Raw genomic sequence first — 19,431 nt, 5'->3', positions numbered from 1 at the left:
GGGAGGACCGCCCGGGGGGGGGAGACTTCCGTTGGCGTACGCCAAGCTTTGCCCAAAACGATATGAAAATGCAAATCGCAAGGACAGTGGGCATTGTGCGAGCGTGCGGCTGGATGGGGGGCAAAACCCGTCCCGAACGCTCGCGATCTTTTTATACGTATATCTGCCGAGCAGGGCTATGGAAAATGCGGTGGGATCAGGTCAGGCAGGGGCGGCGGCAGTCGTGCCGGTCAACCCGTGTTCTGCAGCCCGGCCGCAACGCCGTTCACCGTGAGCAGGACCAGACTCGCGATCCGGTCACGGTCGGCGGGCGCCGGGCCCGCGCGCAGCTCGGCCAGGAAGCGAACCTGGATGAACGAGAGCGCATCGACGTAGGGGTTGCGCAGGTCCACGGCGCGGCGCAGCACCGGCCGGTTGCCGAGCAGGCGGTCGTGACCGGTGACCCGCGCGACCAGCGCGCGGGTGCGCTGGAGCTCCTGGCGGATCGCGGCGGCCAGGTCGGGACGCTCCCCGAGCGCGAGGTACAGCTCGGCGATCAGCGGGTCGGCCTTGGCCAGGCTCATCTCGGCGTTCTCGATCAGCGAGGTGAAGAACGGCCAGCCGGCATACATCGCGGCGAGCGTCTCCGGGCCGCCCGGCTCGGCGGCGACCGCGTCCAGGCCCGCGCCCAGGCCGTACCAGCCGGGCAGGTTGCAGCGGTTCTGGCTCCAGGCGAACGCCCACGGGATCGCGCGCAGCGACGCGAGGTCGCGCCGGGCGTCGCGCCGGGCCGGGCGCGAGCCGATGCGCAGGCCGCTCAGCTCCTCGACCGGGCTGACCCTGGCGAAGAACTCCGCGAAGCCCTCCCGTTCGACCAGGTCCCGGTATGCCGCCTCGGCCGCGCGGGCCATGCGCGCCGCCGCCGGGGCGAAGCGCTCCTCGCGCTCGCGCAGCGCCGCCTCGGCCCGCGGGGTCGAGGCGACCATGACCGCGTTGGTCACCTGCTCGAGGTGGCGGCGCCCGATCGCCGGGGTGCCGTAGCGGGCGAAGATCACCTCGCCCTGCTCGGTGACCTTGAACCGTCCGGCCACCGACCCCGGCGCCTGCCCGCGCACGGCCCGGCTGGCCGGGCCGCCGCCGCGTCCGAGCGCCCCGCCCCGGCCGTGGAACAGGGTGAGATCGACCCGGTTCCGGGCCGCCCACGCCGTGAGCGCGGCCTGGGCCTGGTACAGGGCCAGGTTGGCGGCGAGGAAGCCGGCGTCCTTGGCCGAGTCGGAGTAGCCGAGCATGACCTCGAGGCGCCGGTCCCGGCCCTCCAACCACGCCGAGGTCCCCGGCAGCGCGACCCAGGCGTCCAGCACCGAGGGGGCCGCCTCCAGGTCGGCGCGGGACTCGAACAGCGGGACGACGTCGAGCTCGAGCGACCCGTCGGGGACCGCCAGCCGGGCAAGGGCGCGCACCGCCACCAGGTCGGCGGCTGACCGGCTGAAGCTGACCACGTAGCGCCGGCAGGCGTCGGCGCCGTAGCGGGCCTGGATCGCGGCGACCGCCCGCAGCGTGGCGAGCGTCTCGGCGGCCGCCGGGGAACCGGCCGGCCTGCCTGCCGGCCAGTCCCCGGTGGCGAGCTGGTCGAGCAGGACCGGGTCGCCGCTCGAGCCGGGAAGGAGCCCTTCGAGCACCTCGGCGTGCACCGACGCGTGCTGGCGGACCTCCAGGGCGGCCAGGTGGAACCCGAACGTCTCCGCCTGCCAGACCAGGTGCTGGAGCTCGCCGAAGGCGAGCCGACGGGCGCCGGCTGCGGCCAGCGAGCCCTGGACGCGGCGCAGGTCGGCGAGGAGGTGGCCCGGGTCCGGGTAGCCGCCGGCGGCGCGCTCCCCGGCGAGCGCGAGCCGGGTCGCGGCCAGCCGCTCGGCCACCAGCAGGAGCTTGCGCCGGTGCGGCTCCTCCGGCGAGCGCTCGCGGGCGGCCGCGGCCAGCTCCGGGAAGGCGGCCTCGTCGCGGGCGAGGGAGGCGGCCAGCTCCGCCGACGCAGGGGTCGACCCGGCCGCGACGGTGAGCGAGCGGCCGACGCGGCGCGCCACCGCTTCGAGGCCGCGCAGGACGTGGTCGGCCTGGACGGCCATGACCGCGCTGGTCACCTCGGCGGTGACGTTGGGGTTGCCGTCCCGGTCGCCGCCGACCCAGCTCCCCCAGCGCAGGAAGGGGCGGAAGGCGGGCGGGCCGGTGCCGGTCGCGTCCCCGGCCAGCGCCCGCTCCAGCTCCCGGTACACGGCGGGCACCAGGCGGAACAGTGTCTGGTCGAACACCGCCATCACCGTGCGCACCTCGTCGAGCGGGGTTGGCGGTTCGCGCCGGAGCTGGTCGGTGCGCCACAGGATGGTGATCTCCTCGAGCAGCCGGCGCTCCACGTCGGCCAGCTCGGAGGCTGACAGCCTCGGGTCGTCCAGCCGGTCGACCTGGGTACCGATCCGCAGCAGGGCATCCACCACGGCCCGGCGCCGCGCCTCGGTCGGGTGGGCGGTCAGCACGGGCGCCACCTCGAGCCGGTCGAGCAGCGCCGCCAGCCCCTCCTCGCCCTCGGCGGCGCGGACCTCCTCGACCGCGGCCGCAAACGACTCCGACACCGCGCCGGCTCCCCGGCTGCGCTCGCGCAGGGTGCGGACGCGCTGCCGCTCCTCGGCCAGGTTCACCAGCTGGAAGTAGACCGTGAAGGCGCGCGCCACCGACTCGGCCCGGGCCAGGTCGAAGCCGGCGACCAGGTCGACCACGCGCTGGCGGTCCCGGCGCGTCTCGGTGGCGTCCCCGGCCACCCGCAGCGCGATCGTGGCCCGGCGCAGCGCCTCGACGTCGGCCAGCAAGCCGGGGCCGCCCGCCTCTTCGAGGACGCGCCCGAGCAGGCGGCCGAGCAGCCCCACGTCCCGCCGGAGGGGCTCGGGCATCTCGTCGCGCGACTCTGACCGGCGACCGCGCGCCAGCTCGATCGGGTTGGTGGTCATGCGCAGATGGTACGGACGCGTGCTGGCCCCCGCCGGCGGGCCGGCGGGGGCCAGGGTCGAGTGAGGCCAGACTCGGATGGCGTCGGCCGGGCCGTGTCCCGGCCGGGCACGTCACCAGAAGTTCCGCTCGTAACCGAGGTCAGCGACCAAGGCCTCCCCGTCAAGGTACGAGCAGGACTTCGGAGCTGCTGCTCAGGCGTCGTCCTTCACGTAGAACTGCATGATGCCGGTCTCAGCGAAGGCTGCCAGCGACAGCTTCTGGCCGTTGTCGTAGTTGATGGATGTGACGAGCTGGTAGAGGCCGGGCTGCACGGCGCCGGCGGCGACGTCGATCCTGGCCTGATACCGGCGGGGAAGTGGCAGCACGAACGGGCCCGCAGGGACGTCCTGGGTGGCGCCGACCTGACCGGAGGAGGCAGCCACGCCGTCCGCGTCGTCCAGGAACGCACGCACGTGGAAGGTGCCCCCCACGTAGGGAGCCACGATCCCGTCCAGCTCCCACTTGACCAGGATGTACCAGGGGTCGTCGGTCTCGATGATGTTGACCGGCGTGTTCGGGTCCTCGGGGTCGAAGACCTCGACGGTCATCTTCCCGCTCAGGTGCGCCGGGTCCGGGACCTCGAAGGCTGTGTCAGCCAATGCGCAGCTCCTTTCGACTTGCGCTGTGCCGGACGCTGGTCCCCGGTGGCGCTCGGTGGCCACCGGGCCGCGCTCCAGTCGACGGGCCCAGTCGGTTGGTCAGCGCGGCGGCACCCCATCAGAGCCGCGTAGGGCTTGCGCTGATACATCCTCGGGCACAAACCCCGGCCCGGGATGCCACGGGAGCCCGCGCCAACCGGGCAGGCCTTGCCGGGTCGCCACATGGGAGCCCGGCGCCGACCGGCAAGGCCTTGCCGGGTCGCCACTACGCGGGGGCTGCCACGACCCCGCGCATGGAGAGGCCGCCGGTGCCACCGACGTGCAGGGCGTGCTCGTGGCCTCTGGACAGGACCAGCTTCTCGTACGTGGGCAACCAGCGCAGGACCATGCGCCGGCCGCAGGTCGGACACCACCACACCTCGGCGCCGGACGCCTGGCGCTCCTCCAAGATCATCTCGTGCTGCTCGGGAGCGGTCATCGCCGCGATCCTTTCCGCGCTGTCGACGCCGAGGCCGGGACCGGCCCACGGCGGGGGAAGTATCGCACGGCCATGCGACGCGGCTCCCGGGCCCGGCTACCCCGAAGCCCGGGCCGGCTACCCAGCCAGGAAGGACAGCCGTACCCTGCGCCTCGGGTTGTCGTCGTTGAGGTCGAGCAGGCAGATCCGTTGCCAGGTGCCCAGGGTGAGCCGGCCGCCCTGCACCGGCACGCCCAGCGAGGGGCCGGCCAGCAGCGGGAGCAGATGGTCGGCGCCGTGCCCGCGGCTGCCGTGCCGGTGGACGTAACGGTCGTCCCTGGGCAGCAGGCGGCCGAGCGCCTCCTCAAGGTCCTCCTCTGAGCCCGCCCCGGTCTCCATCACGACCAGACCGGCGGTGGCGTGGGGAACGAACACGTGCAGCAACCCGTCCCCGCCCACGTCGGCGGCGAACGCGGCCACCCGGTCGGTCAGATCGAGCACATGCCTGCCCCTGCTCTCGACCTCGAGCTCGACGCTCTTCATGGTCGCCTCCGGCTGCGGGGAAGTGCGGGTCCTGCCGAACGGGCGGCGCGATCGTACCAGCGCGCGCGGGCTGCCGGTCGGCGGGCGGCGGGCGGCGGGCCGCGGGCCGCCCTACATCGGGATGCCGGTGAGCCCCTTGCCGTCTACGCGGGCGAACAGCCAGCCCTGGTCGACGGTGAGCCGCTGGTCCACGACACCGCCGGCGGCATACTGGTGGCGCAGCCGGCCCGTGCGCCGGTCAACCGCGTACACCCAGGTGGCGGCGTCACCGGCCAGCACCAGCTCGCCGTACACCAGCGGCCGGGTCCCGACCGGCGCCTCGGTGTCCAGGCGCCACCGCACCCGGCCGGTGTCGACGTCGAGGGCCCAGAGATAGCTCGTGATCGCGGAGGAGCCGCCGAGGTAGACGGTTGTGCCGTCCACCACGGGGGGCTCCTGGTCGTCGCCGAACCCGACCGCCGTCCGCCACGCCACCCGCCCGGTCCTTGCGTCCACGGCGTAGGCGTTGCCGTCGTCGGAGCGGAGCAGCACCCGGCCGCGGGCGGCGGCCACCGGCGTCGAGCCGCCGCCGGGCACGTCCAGCCGCCACAACCGGCGCCCGGTCCCCGACTCCAGGCCGTACAGCACGTTGGGCTGGCCACGGAGCACGACCGTACCGGACGCCCGGGCGACCACCTTCGTGCCGGCCCGGTCGAGCGGGGCGCGCCAGCGCTCCCGGCCGGTGACCGGGTCGAGGGAGCTGGTCACCGACCCGGAGGACCCGAGCCAGCTCACCAGCACGCCGTCCCGGTCAGCGATCATCGCCCCGACCGGGCCGCGCATCTGCCAGCGTGGCCGCCCGGAGGCCGGATCGACAGCCAGCACCCCCGCGCTGGGCGCCGCGTACAGCAGGCCGCCCGCCAGGAGGGGCCCGACCTCCCAGAGGCCGCCGGTCTCGATGATCCAGCGGACGGCGCCGGTCCGGGCGTCGAGCGCGACCAGGTCGCCGCCTTCCAGCGCGGCGATGACCCGGTCGCCGGCGACCAGCGGCCAGGTCCCGGGGCTGATCCCGCCCCCGGTGGACCACCGCAGCCGGCCCGTGTGCGCGTCGGCCGCGAAGACGCAGCCCTGGTCGGGCAGGATCCCGCTGGTGCCGCCGTAGACGGCCCCCTCCGAGGTCACCGGGATGGTCACCGGCAGCTCGCCGTTGACCCGCCACGCGGCCCCTGGGAGCCTCGCGCTCGACCTGGCCGTGCCGGCCTGGTCGAAGCGGAGGGTCGACACGCACGACGGGTCCCGGGACGCGCTGGCGCCTCCCCGCACCGGGGTCCGGCCCTCGGCGGCCGGGCCCACCCGCTGGGCGCAGGCCGCCAGTAGGACGGCCAGCAGGACGGTCAGGCCCAGGCAGCGCGCGGACGGCCTGCGCGGATGATGCACGGCGCCACCCCATCTGGACCCAGCCGACGCTCTGGCCGGCACGAGCGCCGCCAAGCGGTGGCGCTCCCGTCAGGACCCGCCCGGCCGGCGGGCTCCCGCGACGAATCTGCCCGCTCGTAGCCAGCAGGTCAAGTGCCCACCCGGGATCGGCTCGCGTCCCCGGCAAGCGCCCGCCTTCCCCGGCAGCGCCCGCCTTCCCCGGCAAGCGCTCACCCGAATACCTGGTTGGCCAGGATGAGGGCGTAATAGGACAAGGGGAGGGCGATGAGCAGCGAGTCGACCCGGTCCAGGATGCCCCCGAAGCCGAACATCATGCTGGAGCTCTCCGCCCGGAACGTGCGCTTGACGAAGCTCTCGGTGACGTCGCCCCAGGCGCAGCCCACCGCGATCGTGAGGACGAGCGCAACCACGCCGGCGACGGTCCACTCGTCGGGGATCGCGATGGCGAGCAGGGCGACCCCGACGGTCGCTCCGAGCAGGTTGCCGAGCGCCCCCGACCACGTCTTGGTCGGGTTGATGCTCGGGATCATCTTGGGTCCCTTGAGGGCCGCCCCGACCGCGTAGGCGGCGATGTCGGACGTGGCCACCGACACCGCCACGATGACGAGGAAGTCGAGCCCCCACGGCTGGGCCGCTTTGACGAACGCGATGTAGGCCATGGGCAGCCCGATCCAGATGTAGCCGAACAGGGTGTCACCGAGCTGCCGGCGGGCGTCGGTGATCTCGCCGGTGATGACCGGCAGCAGGGTGAGCAGCACGAAGAACAGGAACGGGAGCAGCAGGAAGTAATCACGCGCGAGGGCGGCCACCAGCAGGCCGACCTCCGACCAGAGCATGAGCAGCAGCGCGTAGCGGCGGTCGACGCCCGCCATGCGCACGAACTCGGACAAGCCCTGGATGACCACGAAGGTGGCCAGCACGAAGGCCACGAACCCGCCGGTGTACACGCAGATCAGGAACAGCGGGCCGATCCAGAACCAGGTGCGGGTGCGGGTGAAGAAGGTGGACCGGCGCAGCACCGTGAACGAGCGGCGCTGGGCGAGCAGGACGCCGGCCAGGCCGATGACGATCAGCAGGACGACCCGGAGGAAGACGGGGACGAACAGGGGGTTGTCGAACGGGTTGCGGGGCATCGGGCGGGTTACGCCCCTTCCCAGCGCTTGACGACCGCCTGTGCCTCGGCCACGCCCGCCTCGGCCTTACGGACCAGCTCGGCGTAGTCGTCGCCAGGGGGGATGGGCGGGCCGATGCCGACCGCGACCCCGCCGGGCAGGGGCACGAAGGACCCCTTCGGCATGATCCGGTCGAGCCCGTGGAGGTAGAGCGGGACGACCGGCACCTGGGCGTCGACCGCGATGTAGGCGAATCCCTTCTTGAAGCCGCTGGCGCCCGTGCCCCGGGTCCCCGACGGGAAGATCAGCACCGACCACCCCTTGCCGACCAGGTCCTTGAGCATCGACAGGGATTCTCGGCTGCCGCCGCCGGTGCGGATGAAGGGCACCGTGCCAAGCGCCAGCGAGGCAGCCGCGCCCTTCACCGCCGAGCTGTAGAAGTAGTCGGCCGCGGCCGCGATCACCAGGCGGCGGCGGATCCGGCCGCCAAGCGCGGCCAGGCAGACCGGGGCGTCGAAGTGGCTCTGGTGGTTGGCCACGAACACCGCCGGCCCCTTGAGCTGCGCGAGGTTCCGCTTGCCGATCACCGTGAACGGCGCGACGAAGCGAAGGACCGGGACCAGCACGCCCCGCTGCACGATGCTCCTGACCGCCCTGGCCGGCGGCGTCCGGGCCCAGGAGACCGGCGCCACCGGGCCACGGGCCGACGTGCGCGGGACCGGCCGCTCCTCCACCACCTCTACGACCTCGGTGCTCTCGTCCCGGTCCTCGACCGGCTCGGTCTGGTCCGCGTCCCCGTCGTTCGTCACGTCGCCCTCCCGCGCCGCCCGCCGTCGATGGATCGCATTGAACCAGACCAGCAACGGGCTGGGCAGTTACGCCCAAGCGGGCGGGAGGCCGAGCGCGGGCAGGACCGCCTCGACCGAGGCGGCCGTCTCGAGCAGCTCGCCGTCCCGGCCGAGCCGCCCGACCAGGGAGACGCCGACCGGCATCCCGCCGGCCACCTCGTCTGCAGCGCGCGAGGCCAGACCGGCGGGCAGCGACACCACCGGGGACCCGGAGCAGTTGAACGAGCCGGGCAGCGCGGTGAGGGCGGCCTGGACGCCGGCGCGCACTCCACCGAGCACGACCGTGTGCTCCTCGTGACGGGGAGCCGGGACCGGGACGGTCGGCAGGACCAGAGCGTCGCGTCCGGACAGCGCCTCCTCGACCAGGGCGGAGAAACGGCCCCGGTAGCGCAGGCCGGCGAGGTACTCGCTGGCCAGCGCGGCCTGGCCGAGCCGGATGGCGGCCAGCACGGGCGGGCCATAGCCCTCCTCGCCGGTCTCGGCGAGCAGGCGCGCATGGGCGGCGGCCAGCTCGGGAAGGACGATTGCACCGACCGCGGCCCGGGCCGCGCGCAGCGGCAGCCGCACCTCGTCGACCATGGCGCCGGCCGCGGCCAGGCGCGCGCGCACCTCGCCCATGACCCTCGCGACCCCAGGGTCGACCGCCTCGACCCCCTCCCCAACCAGCCAGCCGAGGCGGAGCCCGGCCACGTCGCGCCGGCCGCCAGGCGGCGGCAGAGACCGGCCAGCCAGCACCGCGAACGCCACAGCGGCGTCGGCCACGTCCCTGGTGATCGGCCCGACGTGGTCGCAGGACCAGGCCAGCGTGCCATTGTGCTACAGTGCTGACCAGGACGAACGGCAACCGGAAGGTGATGGTATGACCAGGGCAGCAATCTACCGTCGGATGTCGAAGGGCAAGGACACCGACGACTGGCAGGAACGCCAAGCCGACGACGGGAGGAAGATCGCTGATCGGATGGGCGGCACGGTGGCGCCCGAGGACATCTTCACTGACAAGGTTTCCGCATCCCGGTTCAGCAAGAAAGAACGCAAGGGCTATTCTGACTTGCTTGACGCCGTCCAAAAGCCGGACGGCCCAAAGATCGTTGTGTGTTGGATGGAAGACCGTGCGCACCGGCAGATCCTTGAACTTGCCGAGTTTATCGAGATCTGCCGAGAGCACAACGTCAGGGTTGCCACGCCCAACGCCGAGTACGACTTGGACGATCCGGACCAGCTCACCATGTGGTACTTCAAAGTGCGCTTTGCGGAGGCGGAAGTTGAGAAGATGTCCAAGCGTCTTCGGCGCCAGCGGTTGCAGGCAGCACAGAACGGGCAACCGCACGTGGGCAGCCCACGACACTTCGGCTTTCAGAAGTGGGTGAAGGCCAAAGACGGCAGCATCGTTGCAGGTAACGCCGTCCCAATGCGCCGAGTCCTTGAGGAACAAGAACAGATCCGTGAGGCGATCCGGCGCCTGCTCGCTGGTGACACGGTGCGCGGCATCGTACAAGACTGGAATACACGCAAGATCAAAACGGCAACCGGTGACGAGTGGACAAGAGCATCACTGCGCCGAGTTGTCATGTCGCCGGCCCTTGTCGGCCGACGAGTCCACAACGGCGACACCTACCTGGCCACATGGAAGCCAGTCGTTGACGTTGACGACTGGAAGGCAGTTGTTGGACTGCTGACTGATCCCTCACGAGTCGTCACCCGTGGCCGTGGCCCAGCGTATTTGCTGACGGGACTCATCTACTGTGGTGTGTGCGGCCACAGGATGCGCGCCTACTACCACGGCGGCGACGATGCCAAGTACTACCGCTGTGACAATTGGGCACCGGACGCCAGACTGCCGCGACTCACGCGACTGGTCAGCTTTGTTGACACCGAAGTCGAGAAGCGCATCTTCTATCGGTTGGATTCTACGGCATCGGAGCAGGCTGCTAATGGTGCCCAGACACCAGCCGACCCAACAAGCGCGCTCTATGCGGAACTCGCGCGGCTACAGGGACTCATTGACCGACTTGAAGACAAAATTGCCGACGAGTTGATCTCGCCACCAACGGCCAAGCGCAAGCGTGGCGAGTATGAACGTTCGCAGGAGCGCGTGAGAGGCAAGCTTGGCACGGTGCAGGGGACGCGCGTGCTCACGAGGATTCCGCCGAACCTGCCGACTGTTTGGCCTGACTTGAGCTTAGATCGCAAGCGGGCGATCCTGGCAGCGCTCATTGAGCGAGTTGACATTCACCCGTCCGGCCCGGTTGGTTCCGGACAGTCGAATCCGGACCTCATCAAGATCACGTACCGTGACAAGCCAGGAGTGCAGGCATGACCATTTGGGATGAGCGCCGACTAAGGAACTCGCTTCGCATCACACTCAAGGAACTCGCACTTCTACAGAACGAAGCCAACACATTCGCTGAGAAGCTTCAGGCCATCGAAGATGAGTCCGAGCGTGGTGACGCACAACGCGAGCGTGGTGAGCAGTGGGCCGAGGTCACAGAAGCAATTGAGCGCGCCCGAGACGAGATCACCGACACCCTCGACGCTTTACTCTGAGCCAGCAAACGCGAGCGTCCAGACGTTGGCAAGGATGGCAGGGTCTTCAACTTTTTCGGGAATACCCTGCTCGGCACATTCAGCGCGCACACGCTCGGCAAGCGCGGTATCTTCGTCAGCAACAGGCATGGAAACTCCACGTACGAAACCAATATGGGGTCTCGTATCCATTACCTGTCGAGCGGGCTACCCCTGTGGTCGGCCCTGCGCCTTGCGCAGGGTAGCGCTCGCTTTCGGATGTTGCAACCGCCCGAACCGCTCAACGCAACATCGTGAAGATGATGTTCGGGACTATCGTGGTCATGCCGTCCACGAAGCCAGGCAGAACCTTTGACCCGAGTCGCGTTCCACAACTGCAAGGGTGGGCGGAGGCAGAATGAGCCGAGCTTGACAATGTACAGCACCGGATCGAGATGGCCCTGAAAGAACTCGCGCAGCTACAGACTGAGGCCATGTCCGACGCCCTCGGTGGGCTCGACCTCTGAGTACCTGTAGCCGGTCGCCTTGGCAGCCTGAGCACGGGTCTGACGGTCCGTACGAGACAAATCGGGCAGAATCTCAGCAGAATCTGCTGAGGTTCTGCCCGGATTGGCCGGCACCGCGCGTTGCGACGATTGCTGCATTTTCATGCGTTGCCCGGTTCCAGCGTGGCCCCCAGGAGCGCCGTGGCGGCTCGCACAGGTGCGGTCGCATGGTCTAGGACCTGGGCGCCACCTCGCCCGCAGAATGGCGCTACTCGTCAGTAACTTGTCGTTCCGCAGGTCAGAGCAGGTCAAGCGAACGTACGTTTGGAAAAGCTTCGGCGCCAAACATTTCCGAACTGGTGTTCGAATTGTCTTCACGTGAAGATTTTCCGAACTGGTGTTTGGATTTCGGTCGCGTGACCTAAATCCGAACTGGTGTTTGGAAATGGCCCCGAGGGCCAAATCCGAACGTCGAGCTGCACGCCGACGCGCAGCTCGAACTCTGGTTGTCCGAGTTGACCGAGTGGTCACCAATCGGTGACCAACCGGACAAACCGGCCAATGAGTGGCAAGCCCGCGATCTCAACCATGCCGTTGCGCCGGCCGCGGCTAGGGTCTAGGAGCCCCGTCGAGGGGTCGGGGGTAGGGAGGTAGCTCCGGAGGTCTCAGTCCCTAGGCGGGCTGGCGCAAGGCCACCATTGCAGGTGCGACCTGGGGCTTTGGCTTCTGGTCCGGTTCAGGTGTTCGATTTCGAACGAACGTATGTTCGTCGCCAGGGTGGGTTATGATATAGTAAGTGATAACTTACCGGCCGGCCGGTGAGTTATAGCCTTATATACCTCTGCTGCCAGTGCCCAATCCGAAACAGTCTGTCGAGGATGACCGTCCAAGATTTGGCCGGGACCCGGCCACTTTCAGGTCCAAGCCGCCCTGCGCCGAGACCTCGATCAGGACCAAGCCGAGGGGCTTGAGGCACGCGCTGAGGCGCGGCGACGTGGTGGTGTGCGAGTGACCGATCTGACCGATCTGTCGAAGGTTACCCCACCAACTTGGTCAAACCGGCCAAAACGGCTCGAAACTGAGAACTGTGTCGCGATTGCGTCCCTTGTCCACTGAGATGAATTCTTATCGGACATTTCTGACCAAACGTATCGAAATCGGACAGCTACCATCGCGAGCTGCGCGTCAGCGCCCAGCTCAGCCCACCGCCTCGGAGCGGTGGGTCTCCTGGCCGGGTTGTCCGTCTTGTCCGTTAGTCAGCAGCGCCAACTGGCGCTCCTGACTAACCCTCGAAACAGTCTTTTGGGACAATCCGGTCATCGGCTGGTGTCGCACCGTTTGTCCGAATTAAATTCTTGAATTCGGACAACCGCTGCATCCTCAGCAATTCCATCAATTCTTTCTTCCCGTTACCCTTTACGGCTCATCAGTGCAGGTGAAGTGTGACGCTGGCGGTTGACCGTGGCACGGGCCGGAACTGTCGCACCCACCCTCCGCACATGACACCTTCCCGTAGTCGGGTCCAGTGCTGGTTGGGTACGGCCACGTCGCCGTTGGATCTGGCTCCGTGCCACACTCGCCCGGCTCATCACACAGCACGTCTTCTGTGGTCGGTGGTGGACTGGCGAGTCTATAGGCGATGCAGTCATCCACCGATGGCGGTGCGCCTAAATGGTCGATCGACAACAGGACGGCGCTAACTCCACTGTGCGTACACGCATACCAATGCAGTGTGCTCGCTGCACTTCTGACCCCAAGCACAATCAACACAATTGCTACGAGCGCCACAACAGCGTTGGTGGCCGGTTTTGACATTCGTGGTCATCCTCTCTTCGTGTCCATCGGTGGCCGTGATCCTACCTCGCACCGTGGTTGGCTGGCGTAGTGCCGTTACCCCTTGCGCTGCCGGTAGGCACGCTGTCGGCATGCGTTCGAGCAGTAGACGGCATCCGAACGGGACGGGACAAATCCCTCGCCGCAACCAACACACGGCCGAGGTTCAGGCTTTGGCTGATTCGGAGTTCGCCGCATTCGCCGTTCTAACTCGCCGCATTCGTCCGAGCAGTAGCGCCGATGGACGCTCCCATAGAAAACGCGGCGGCACCGTAGGCAGTAATGCTCATAGTCAGTCCGTGGGCGGTGAGTCCGTGCCCACGGAATGAGAAGGCGATAGGCGCTCGCGGTCGCGCAGTCGATACAGACCGGATGGCCGTTCCGAAGTCCAGACGAAAGCCCGCGACGGTCAACAATTACAACGGGCTTGTCCGGTGGGATGGTAGCCCTGCACTTCTGGCACGTTACGGCTTTCGGTGCCGTTGTATTAGCTTCGGACTGCCTAACTGTAACGGCATCTGACCTGTGGGTTTGGCGGCCGTTACGGATTGCAGCCGAGTCATATCCTTCAGTCCTAGTATCCGTAACGCTCATTGGCTGCCTCCTCCTGTGGTTGGTACAGGAACGGGTGAGCACTCGCCCACCCGTCCCTGTGTTTCGGTTGTTTCGGTTGTGTCACTTCTCCTCTAGGTAGCGCTGGAAGGCATCGGCGAAGTCCGACCGGCGGTAGCCGCGCTTCGTCTTTGTGCCGATTCGAATTTCCTTAGGTTGTATTTGGAAGGGTGCCAAAACGGTTGCTAGTGCCTTTTTGCTCTCTGTGGCAGGTCCGTCATACTGTGCCTCTTCCAGGTTCAGCATTTGCTTAACCAGGTCCTCAGAGAATAAACGGTCCTTCTTTCCAAAGGCGGCTTTCACGTCGGCGAGCAGGAGCACAGAATCATCTACCTCTTCGGTTCGCGCTTCCGTTGTCAGCTTCACACAAGCATTCCATGCACGAGTTTCCCAACCCTCTCCGGCCAGTGTGGCGATATGGAAAAGCGGTAGCCACAGTTCGCGCTCGCGGTCGTTCAGCGTATCGGGCATCTTAGGCTTCGTCTCGGGGTAGACAAAATCTGCTGCGAAGTTCGCTAGACGATCCTCTAACCCGCCGGTTGCGACCGCTAGTTCACGGATGCCGAAGTCCTCTACAGTCTCATGGCGCAGCTTTCGGCGCATATGGATTTCGATGGAGCGGTCGCTTAGCGTGCTTGACAGTGCTCGCCCGATGGAGGCAAACGACTTCGGGCAGTACGTCCTAATCCGAGTGGGCTTGCTATTTAGGCTCATCACCACGTTAGCGCCTTGCTTGTAGCCCGAGTTCAAAATCCCGCGATACACCTTGGACATTTTCTGCATGTCCAGTTCGTCAAACAGGAGTGTCGGCTGTAGCTGGTCAATTGAGCGGTACAGCGCGGCAGTGCTCATATGGACAACAACAAACGGCTGATAGCAGATTTTCTCAAGGATAGTCAGTAGGTTGGTTTTACCGGAGCGTTTCGTAGGGCTCATAATAGCGAGGTACGGGGTAACGTCGAACTCTTGGAAGATATAGGTATGTGCGACCCATAGTGGCAGCGTGTCGAGCTGCTCATCTTTCAGGACGATGAACCGCTGTAGTACATCACGGATATCTTTGAGGAGTTGCGCCACCTCGTCGGCGGAGAGCTGTGGACCTCCATCACCCGAAACATCCGAAACATCCGAAACAGGGTGGAGGATCCTGCCGTGATCGTCTGTCATGTTCCTTCCATTTTTTCTGTCATATGGTTTCTATTCTGCAATTAATTTAATTCCCTGGGCTCGTCATACAGTCATATAGTCATACAGTTCTCTCACTATTTAATTATCAAAACATATGGCCGGCTTGTCCGTTTCGCCCCATCGCATAGATGTCAAGGGTTCGGGCGAACTGGGCAGTTGCAAAGGTTTGCATCTGGCATCAGTGTACGCTACACTAGGGGTGACCGCAAGGCACCGAGACCGTGTGCTCGGCCGACCACAGGGAGTGGCCATAGTGGAAATGGCTGTGTCCGACGACGACGACCGCCTAATGGGGCGGTGGGATCTGGCGGAATATCTCCGAGTCTCGCCACGCACAGTTGACTCATGGCGGGAAAAGAATTTCGGCCCACCCTTCATGCGTGTCGGAATGCAAATCCGCTACCGCAAGCGTGACGTTGATGCCTGGCTTGAGACAACCAAGTCAGCAACGGCGAAGTAATGACAGGACGGCGATGGGCTGCCGGTCGGAGTCTCCGGGGCGGACGAACCACCGGCAGCCCTCGCCCACCAACGACAGGGAGGGGAAATGGATACCGAGCGTGATAACGGAGAAAAAGTCCTATCGCTCTTCAACGCTGTGCGACTCGACGGCGGTTCCGGACGATTCTCGGAGCTTCTCATCGAAATTATCAAAGGCGACCGATGGCGTCGGTATCGTCTGCCGATGACAGAAGGAACGTTCGAGTGGGCCACCTTTGACGAGTTCTGCAAGGATGAGCTACGAATGACGTTTGAAGAGTTGAAGGAGTTTTGCAACACTCAAGTTCAGTTAGCGAACACTCAAGTTCAGTTAGCGGAGGAAGCGCTCAAGGAAGTGCTAGCGTTCTCGGAATGAACTAGAACGACACGGCGCCTGAAACGTTTCGGAAGCTCGTAGTCGAACGGCGCCACCAACAGAAAGGAATGGGAGAGATGGAAGAGATTACAATATCTGATCTAAGAGAAATGCTTGATTCCTACGATAGTCAAGGATATAAAGAAATCGAGCACTTCATAAATTGGGTGGAAGAAAAGATAGGAAAAATGGAGCAGATCAACAGGCTGTAATGCATATGTATCATCCCTCGGAGAGATAATTTGTTGGACACGGCGCCTCTGAGCGACGCGGAAGCGGGAACCACGTCGGCGCCTCTGTAGTACGCGGGAAGCTGAGATCCCAACGGCGCCACTACACGAAAGGGGACGTGAACGATGGGAAAGGGAAAGTTTGGCAGAAGTGAACTCAACCGTTACGACGAAATGATCGCACGGTGGGACAAATCAAAGGCCGAGCGAGACGAACGGGTACGGAAGCGGCGCGCGGCTCGGTTAGCCCGAGAGCGGGCAGTCCGGTTGGCCAACCAGCGAAAAAACACAGCGTAGCAGTGTCCGCAACTACCTGGTGGCCGCTTAGTGCGGAGGAGTGGGACAGACTCTTATTACTGCATGCTGCAATCTCGCACGAGTGCCGACGCGGGATCGGCGCGCTCGACGGTCTTGCCGTGGCGAACCGCTTCTACGGGCGCCCGGCAACAGACCGTGAGGAACTCTTGGTGATCGTGGGCGTCATCGCCGTGCTCGCCACAAAGAAAGCCATAACCGAGAGCTGTTGGTCTGTGCGGCTGACTGGTGACCCATTTTTAGACGAGTGCAACTGCTCACTCGCTTGGTACCTCTTCGCCAAAGGTGGCGAAGCCAATTTCGAACGGCTCGCATGGTACGCCGACTTCCGTGAGACGGTAACGTACTTCAACTAATGAACAGCGCGGCCGGTTTTGAAGGGAACTGGCCCCGGTACAAAAAACGCTCACGCTCCTCTCTCGACACACGAACACACACTTTCTCTCGATTCTGTGCGTTGTTGTTCGTGTTGGTGAGAGTAGGAGCGTCTATGGTTACGACTGAAACTGCCCCTTCGAGTCTTGACATTCGGCGCGAACAGGAACGGTTTTTCCGTAACCTGTTCGGCTCGGTGGCATCGGACTATCTGTATATTGCCAGGAAGCGCGGTGATGACTTCCACGAGAAGTACTTTGAGTATCGTCCCACAGAGCTGGATGATGCGCTCGACTATATTGCTGAGTATGCGCAAGACTTCAATTTGTACTACTGCGCTCAGCTACTCAGCGAGAAACGGCGTGTGAAAGAGAACGTTGCCAAAAAAGTCACGGCAGCATGGGCGGACCTTGACGAGTGCCACCCTGACAAGTTGTTGGTCAAACCATCGATCGCGTTAGAAACAAGTCCGGGCCGGTACCAAACCCTGTGGTTGTTTGATGAACCGCAAGACGCCGACGAGGTCGAACAGCTCAGCAAGCGCATCGCCTACTTCCACAGGGCGGTTGGTGCCGATGTCAGCGGTTGGGACCTCACACAGCTCTTGCGTGTGCCTGGCACTCCGAACCACAAGTACCCAAACAAGCCCACCGTAGAAGTCCGCACGGACCTCACAGGGCCATTGAGCCGCTACCGGCCCAGTGACTTCACGGCGTACCCAGAACTGCCACACGACGACAGTGAGCACCAGGACGCCAGTGAGCTACCGGACCCTGCGCCACTACCTGATCCACTGCCAACGTGGCTGGCTGGTATCGAGCAGGCGGATGATGGCAAGTTCGCCAAGAACCCAGATGCATACGACCGTCACAAACTCTCACAACACGCTGCATACCGCGCCCGAGAACATGCATTCTCAGACAGCCAGTTACGCACCTTCCTCGAAACACGCCACGCGCCGACGATGGGCCGGATTGCTGAGAAAGGGCCGGCATGGTGGCCGGGCGAGCTGCGGCGGCTGTTCGAGGAAGCCAACCGCAAGCATCCCCATCCCGAGCAGACGTGCGAGGAAGCCAACTGCAACGAGGCACCAAAGACAGCGAGCGATGCCAAAGACACCAGCGACAACGGTACTACGCCTCGGTTACGTGGATGGACAGTCAGAGAGCTACTGGCCGAGCCTGACAAGTTCGAGTGGCTGGCGGAAGCATTCTGCCCGATCCCTAGCTTTCTAGGGATTGGCGGGGAAGAAAAGACGCTGAAATCCTATATCGGGGCGTTCTTGGATGTTTCCGTTGCGGCCGGCATTGCAATCTTTGGTGAGTTTAAAGTCCAGAAAGCACGTCCGGTTATTCGCCATATTGGTGAAGGCGGACGCATACCGGATAAGCGACGGCTTGTGCGCATCGCGCGCAGCATGGGGATTTCGCTTGCCGAGTTACAGGACCTTCCGATCCTTTCTTACTACCAAGTTGTTTCCGAGTCGAGCAAGCCATTTATGGAGACACTACGAAACGACCTAGAGCAATCGCCTGGTCTGGTTCACATTGATCCTCAGTATGCTTATGCCGACAGAAACGTGAAATCGAGCGATCTCGTCGGTCGGGGCGGAAGCTTGGCCGACCTGTATGCGCCAGTCGCAGAAGCAAATGCCGTGCTGGCTATCAATGACCACTTTAACCAGACGGGCTCCGGATTCAACCTACGGCGGTTTACCGGCGCCGGGATGACAGAACACGTCGGTAGCTGGTGCCTTGTGAAGCATGACACTCCACCCACAGAGGAGGATGTTGCAAATGGCCATTTTGATTTAGTCCTCAAGATCGGCAGCCGAGACTGGGGCGAACTGAGCTGGAAGCTCAACCTTGATATCGGCCCGTTTGATATGACGCTCAATGAGCACGTTGGAGATATTACCTGGGAAGTCTCGCGCACGACGACACTCAAGCCGGTACTTGCATCCACGATTTTGAAGCTTGTGAACGAGCACTCTGGCGAGTTTACAAAGTCCGCTCTTGCTACTGCGGCTGGCGGTAAGTACGAAGATGCTCTCAAAACCATTGAAGCCTTGGAGGCATCCCAAAAGATCCATGCTGAGTCGCAACCGTTCCCGAATAAGAACGGACAAGACGTGTGGCGTGATCGGTATGTCCTAGGACCAGCACCAAAGGAAGGGAAAGAACGCACATGACGACACGTACACGAAGGTTTCCTACCGATGCCGAAGTTGATGCGTGGATGGCCGAGCATTTTGTCGATCCCAACGATGAGCGGCTGAGCGAGCAGACAAAAGCCGCCCACTCTGAGCGCATGGATTGGACGGGCAGTCTTCTACGGCATGCCGTATCGAGTGGTGCTATGCGTTGGGCGTATGAAGCGCACGGCACCCAGCATGATAAGAATGCCGAACACCAGTGTCGGTCCTTTACCCGCATGTATTTAGCTGCCGAGTCGGCTGGAATCGAGCCACTCTGCGCGCACGTTTACGACACCACTCGCCCGCTGTTCATGCAATGCGACCCGCCCATTGTCGTGTGTCGCACATGTCTCCCACAGATAGCAGACACCATAACCGCAAAATCCTTCCGCTGGAATCATGTATGCGACCGTTGCGGTGCTGACGCAGAACTCCTTTCTCCAAGCGGGCTTGGCATCGGCACGATCTTTCTTAATGGGCACGTCTGTTCACGCTGCTCGGCTGAGGATCGTCAATTAGCTTGGGACTCGGCCGATGAAGTCGTGCCAGTCGGACGCAATATGCTTTGCCTTTGTGGCTCAGGCCGCAAATACAAGCACTGCCACGGAAGGCCATTGAACACCACCAAAGAAAGGGCAGGCGGATGAGTGAGTACCGGATCGACTTTACCAAGATGCCTCGCCGTGACGACCCGTGCTGCGGTTGTGGCCATATCGGTGAACCGTTCGACGAAGACACTGAGCCGGATGAGTGCGACTGCCACTGGCCACCACAGAGCTGGGCGGAAATTGACGCCACGCTGCATATCCCGGCTGCCGGCCTAGCAT

Annotated in this window: 17 protein-coding genes; 7 read left to right on the top strand and 10 right to left on the bottom strand. The window is 64.7% G+C overall.

Going from position 1 to position 19,431, the window contains the following annotated elements; all coding sequences use genetic code 11:
• Positions 1–230: 230 nt before the first annotated feature.
• The 8 genes from VG276_06265 to VG276_06230 form a co-directional block, all read right to left on the bottom strand.
• The gene (locus VG276_06265) at positions 231–2,975 is read right to left on the bottom strand and encodes a phosphoenolpyruvate carboxylase (protein ID HEV8649006.1); all 2,745 of its coding nucleotides are present in this window, start codon (positions 2,973–2,975) and stop codon (positions 231–233) included.
• 192 nt (positions 2,976–3,167) lie between these two features.
• Positions 3,168–3,614, bottom strand: a complete 447-nt coding sequence (locus tag VG276_06260) for a hypothetical protein (protein HEV8649005.1) — start codon at positions 3,612–3,614, stop codon at positions 3,168–3,170.
• 265 nt (positions 3,615–3,879) lie between these two features.
• Positions 3,880–4,092 carry a hypothetical protein gene (locus VG276_06255; GenBank protein HEV8649004.1) on the bottom strand — a complete coding sequence of 71 codons (213 nt, stop codon included), beginning with the start codon at positions 4,090–4,092 and terminating at the stop codon, positions 3,880–3,882.
• Between the two features lie 117 nt (positions 4,093–4,209).
• Positions 4,210–4,614, bottom strand: coding sequence for a secondary thiamine-phosphate synthase enzyme YjbQ (locus VG276_06250; GenBank protein HEV8649003.1), 405 nt, complete (start codon positions 4,612–4,614; stop codon positions 4,210–4,212).
• Between the two features lie 111 nt (positions 4,615–4,725).
• Positions 4,726–6,030, bottom strand: coding sequence for a PQQ-binding-like beta-propeller repeat protein (locus VG276_06245; protein HEV8649002.1), 1,305 nt, complete (start codon positions 6,028–6,030; stop codon positions 4,726–4,728).
• A gap of 209 nt (positions 6,031–6,239) precedes the next feature.
• Positions 6,240–7,163: a CDP-archaeol synthase gene (locus tag VG276_06240; protein ID HEV8649001.1), complete on the bottom strand. Its 924-nt coding sequence runs from the start codon at positions 7,161–7,163 to the stop codon at positions 6,240–6,242.
• Positions 7,164–7,171: 8 nt separating this feature from the next.
• On the bottom strand, positions 7,172–7,951 hold the full coding sequence (locus tag VG276_06235; GenBank protein HEV8649000.1) for a lysophospholipid acyltransferase family protein: 780 nt from the start codon (positions 7,949–7,951) through the stop codon (positions 7,172–7,174).
• Positions 7,952–8,017: 66 nt separating this feature from the next.
• Complete coding sequence (locus tag VG276_06230) at positions 8,018–8,794, bottom strand: amidase family protein (GenBank protein HEV8648999.1); 777 nt, start codon at positions 8,792–8,794, stop codon at positions 8,018–8,020.
• Positions 8,795–8,849: 55 nt separating this feature from the next.
• Between VG276_06230 and VG276_06225 the strand changes: the two genes are divergently transcribed.
• Both VG276_06225 and VG276_06220 read left to right on the top strand, forming a co-directional pair.
• Positions 8,850–10,307, top strand: a complete 1,458-nt coding sequence (locus tag VG276_06225) for a recombinase family protein (protein HEV8648998.1) — start codon at positions 8,850–8,852, stop codon at positions 10,305–10,307.
• A complete protein-coding gene (locus tag VG276_06220; GenBank protein HEV8648997.1) occupies positions 10,304–10,534 on the top strand; it encodes a hypothetical protein in 231 nt (76 codons plus the stop codon). The genes VG276_06225 and VG276_06220 overlap by 4 nt, the downstream gene beginning before the upstream one ends.
• On the opposite strand, the gene VG276_06215 is transcribed toward VG276_06220, so the two are convergent.
• On the bottom strand, positions 10,526–10,663 hold the full coding sequence (locus VG276_06215) for a hypothetical protein (GenBank protein HEV8648996.1): 138 nt from the start codon (positions 10,661–10,663) through the stop codon (positions 10,526–10,528). The genes VG276_06220 and VG276_06215 overlap by 9 nt on opposite strands.
• A gap of 2,843 nt (positions 10,664–13,506) precedes the next feature.
• Positions 13,507–14,610 (bottom strand): DUF3631 domain-containing protein, encoded by a 1,104-nt coding sequence (locus VG276_06210; protein HEV8648995.1) that lies wholly within the window; start codon positions 14,608–14,610, stop codon positions 13,507–13,509.
• A 115-nt stretch (positions 14,611–14,725) separates the two neighbouring features.
• Here VG276_06210 and VG276_06205 point away from each other — a divergent pair, with 115 nt between their 5' ends.
• From VG276_06205 to VG276_06185, 5 genes are all read left to right on the top strand, one after another.
• Entirely contained in the window at positions 14,726–15,091 is a 366-nt protein-coding gene (locus VG276_06205; GenBank protein HEV8648994.1) for a helix-turn-helix domain-containing protein, read from the top strand.
• 87 nt (positions 15,092–15,178) lie between these two features.
• Positions 15,179–15,487, top strand: coding sequence for a hypothetical protein (locus VG276_06200; GenBank protein ID HEV8648993.1), 309 nt, complete (start codon positions 15,179–15,181; stop codon positions 15,485–15,487).
• A 646-nt stretch (positions 15,488–16,133) separates the two neighbouring features.
• Complete coding sequence (locus VG276_06195; GenBank protein ID HEV8648992.1) at positions 16,134–16,388, top strand: hypothetical protein; 255 nt, start codon at positions 16,134–16,136, stop codon at positions 16,386–16,388.
• A gap of 134 nt (positions 16,389–16,522) precedes the next feature.
• Positions 16,523–18,598, top strand: coding sequence for a DNA-primase RepB domain-containing protein (locus VG276_06190; GenBank protein HEV8648991.1), 2,076 nt, complete (start codon positions 16,523–16,525; stop codon positions 18,596–18,598).
• Positions 18,595–19,251: an SEC-C metal-binding domain-containing protein gene (locus VG276_06185; GenBank protein ID HEV8648990.1), complete on the top strand. Its 657-nt coding sequence runs from the start codon at positions 18,595–18,597 to the stop codon at positions 19,249–19,251. The genes VG276_06190 and VG276_06185 overlap by 4 nt, the downstream gene beginning before the upstream one ends.
• Positions 19,252–19,431: the final 180 nt, after the last annotated feature.

It is taken from the genome of Actinomycetes bacterium (assembly GCA_036000965.1).
Classification (GTDB): domain Bacteria; phylum Actinomycetota; class CALGFH01; order CALGFH01; family CALGFH01; genus DASYUT01.
Note: the sequence above shows the minus strand (reverse complement) of the source record. Positions and strands in the feature narration are given on the sequence as shown.